This window comes from Candidatus Contendobacter odensis Run_B_J11, assembly GCF_000531125.1.
GTDB classification, from domain to species: Bacteria; Pseudomonadota; Gammaproteobacteria; order Competibacterales; family Competibacteraceae; genus Contendibacter; species Contendibacter odensensis.
In genome coordinates, this window is the sequence record NZ_CBTK010000141.1 from 1 (window position 1) to 2,774 (window position 2,774).

3 protein-coding genes are annotated in these 2,774 nt (G+C 56.2%); all 3 read right to left on the reverse strand.

Annotated features, from left to right (window positions below):
* Positions 1-78: 78 nt before the first annotated feature.
* Complete coding sequence (locus BN874_RS10480) at positions 79-522, reverse strand: DUF7680 family protein (protein ID WP_034432947.1); 444 nt, start codon at positions 520-522, stop codon at positions 79-81.
* Positions 519-953 (reverse strand): hypothetical protein, encoded by a 435-nt coding sequence (locus tag BN874_RS10485; RefSeq protein ID WP_034432949.1) that lies wholly within the window; start codon positions 951-953, stop codon positions 519-521. Before BN874_RS10485 ends, BN874_RS10480 begins: the two co-directional genes overlap by 4 nt.
* 296 nt (positions 954-1,249) lie before the next feature.
* Positions 1,250-2,692, reverse strand: coding sequence for a hypothetical protein (locus tag BN874_RS10490; protein ID WP_051497699.1), 1,443 nt, complete (start codon positions 2,690-2,692; stop codon positions 1,250-1,252).
* Positions 2,693-2,774: the final 82 nt, after the last annotated feature.

The following is a 2,774-nucleotide window of genomic DNA, read 5'->3' on the forward strand; positions in this document are numbered from 1 at the left end:
AAATCGTTTTGCAATTCGGCAATACTTACCGTCAAGTCCGCCAGGATAGTGTTCATCGGGATTTATCCGCATCAAAAATCAAGTGGGCTGAATCAGCAAACAGCGTAACGCCATCAACACCCGGCGCGGATTCTTGCGATGCAGCGCCATGCCCAACCAGTAGGCCGCTTCTTCCTGCGGCATCGCTAATACCGCTTCGGCGCAGGTGGTCATGTTATCGCGGTTGCGCATGGGAGCCAGCGTCCGAAACAGCAACGCCAGCCGCAACGCCCATTCTTCGGGGAGCGGAAAGGTTTGCTCGACCTGGCGAAGCAACGGACTTACTGCAATCTGCAACCGCGCCAGCGGTCGTAACAATCGAGGCTGAATCAGTGCCAAGTTGCGCCCGCGCAATCCGGCCAAGTGGAGCGGCGCCATCACATGCGGCGTGGCCGGGGTCGGTAATTGCCATACCACCAGTGATCCCTCGTCCAAGCTCTGTATCCAGGCCCGGAGTTGATAGCACGGCTCGCCCGAACTCATGCGCCACCTTCGGCGGTAGCCTGAATTTGAATCGTGCCCGCCCCCAGCTTTGCTAACTTTTCGCCAAACTTTTCGGGTTCATCACCGGCCAGCGCCAAACCCTGATGAAACGTCACCGTCAAGCGTATTTGCCCGCAAGCGCTTTTTGCTGCCTTGCGTTGCGGTTCTAAAAATTCCCGGACCACTTTGAAATCTTTGGCCATACCCTCGAACGTGACTTGCACGGTACTGCCCTCGGCGGTCTCATAGCCCCCGTCCAACTTTACCTGCACCGTCGCGCCGGGCGTGGCGTTCACTAATCCAAACAGTTTCAATCCCCCTTCCAACTCGAACACCGCCAGTTGCACCTGGGTTAATCGTGTCCACTTGCGGGTTCGGGCTTGCTCCCATAGCCGCAACAAGGCTTCCTTGAGCAACCCTTCGGTTTTCACTTGGGGCGGCGGCGGTGGGTCTCGAACTTCTGGGCCGGTGTTCCCACCCCTATTATTACTGTCACCGCCGCCGTAATCACCACGATGGCCACCACCCTCACCATTGCCGTTGCCACCCCGCCCGGTTGCATCAGGCTTTTTGGCTGGACGTGGATAAAGGCAGCCCTTTCAAGGTGCTCAGTTGATGGTTGACGTAACCGTCTGATTCTCTGTTACCCGACTCGGCCTAACATCGGGTTTGGCTAAGAAGAGAGTTCGAGGTTAAATTCAACTTATTGATTTTCAATGTTGTATTTTTACACCTTGAAAGGGCTGCGTGGATAAAGGTCATGCTCCCGTGCATAGGCGGTGGTAAAAATCCAGGATTGTTCATCAATTTTGATTTCTGCGGGCGGGTCGTCCTTGCCCCACCAGAGTTGGCCGCGTTGATAAACGTATTCGCCCTGCTCAATTCCCCGACGCAAGCCCCGCACAAACACCTCATCGCCCACCAGCATCGGCAACGCCACATCGCGGCGAAACTCTTCGCGTAATTCCGCCGTCGTGATTTTGCCCTTCTTCAACGGGGTGCGGTCGCGGATGTAAGTCGGCGAATCCGGTTCGTCACCGGCTATCCGCAACTTTTTCACTGCCTGTAACTGGCGCACCACCTGTTTTTCACCATCGCCCGGTTGTGCTGCGGCGCTCGGTAAGTCAATCGCACTGTGGGCTAACTCAACCGTTGTCCCTTCCACACCATACTTGGCCGGGTACAGGACATGCCGATACGCCTGCTGAATCGCGCTGACGGCTTCACTCTTGGAGCGTTCATATAATTCCTGAACCGTTGCCTGCTGATGCGTTGCTAATCCTTCATGGTGTTGCAAGGTCTTGAGCGCCAAATGACGGATCATCTGTTGGTGTATGGTCTCCTTACGCGCCGCGTCTACTAGCAAAAACACCACATGGTTTTTCTTCTTGCGCCATTCCCCACCGCCGCTCTTGAGGGTGAAGAGCTTTTCCACCAACGGGGGCACCGTCACTGCCACCTCTGCCACCTCTGCCGCGTCATAGCCAATGATTACCAAGTACGGTTTACCGTTGCCATCGTCGTCGGGCACATCGTAACCATCACTGGCAAACGGCACTGCATTGAAAGTTTTGCCCTTGAATAAGTCACGGATGCGGTCGTTCAACTGCGCCCGCACTTCACCGGGATCCACTTTCTGGGCTTCTCGCCGCAGTAAGTTGGTCAAATTTGGCGCGATTTGGAACCGGAGTAGCGGACCTGGGCGGTCATCCAAGTAGCCCGATTCCGTTAAAAACTTGTCCCGCGCCTGATCTAAAAACTCTATCTTGAGTTCAGGGGCTAGGCAGGCATAGCGCAAGTGCTCGCGGCTCAACCCTTTCAGATCGTCGTTATAAGCCAGCGAATGCAAAAAGAGGGTGCGGGCCACATAGGTGGTATACGGCGGTAGCCCGGCGTAAAACTGCGCGTCCAATTCCTGCGCCAGTGCGGTGTGATCCGTCCCGGCCACATCCGCTTTGACGGCGGGCGCGTAGTCGCTTTGTTGCCAGCGGGTCAGCACTTCGTTGTACAGCGGTCCGTAGCCCAAGTCGAGATGGTGCGAGTGCAGGGCATAGGTCGCTGCAGGCCGTTGCGCCCACACGCTGCTGATCATTTTTGCCAGCAGCCGCAACATTCCGCGCACCCGCTGAAACGTGGGCAAGGTCGCGGTTTTTTCAGTCAGGGTCGCCATCAACTCCGGGTGCAGTGGATACCCTAGTACTTCACCCGATCTGAGTTGACTTCAAGTAGCGCATGGGTTTTCCTGTGAGGGT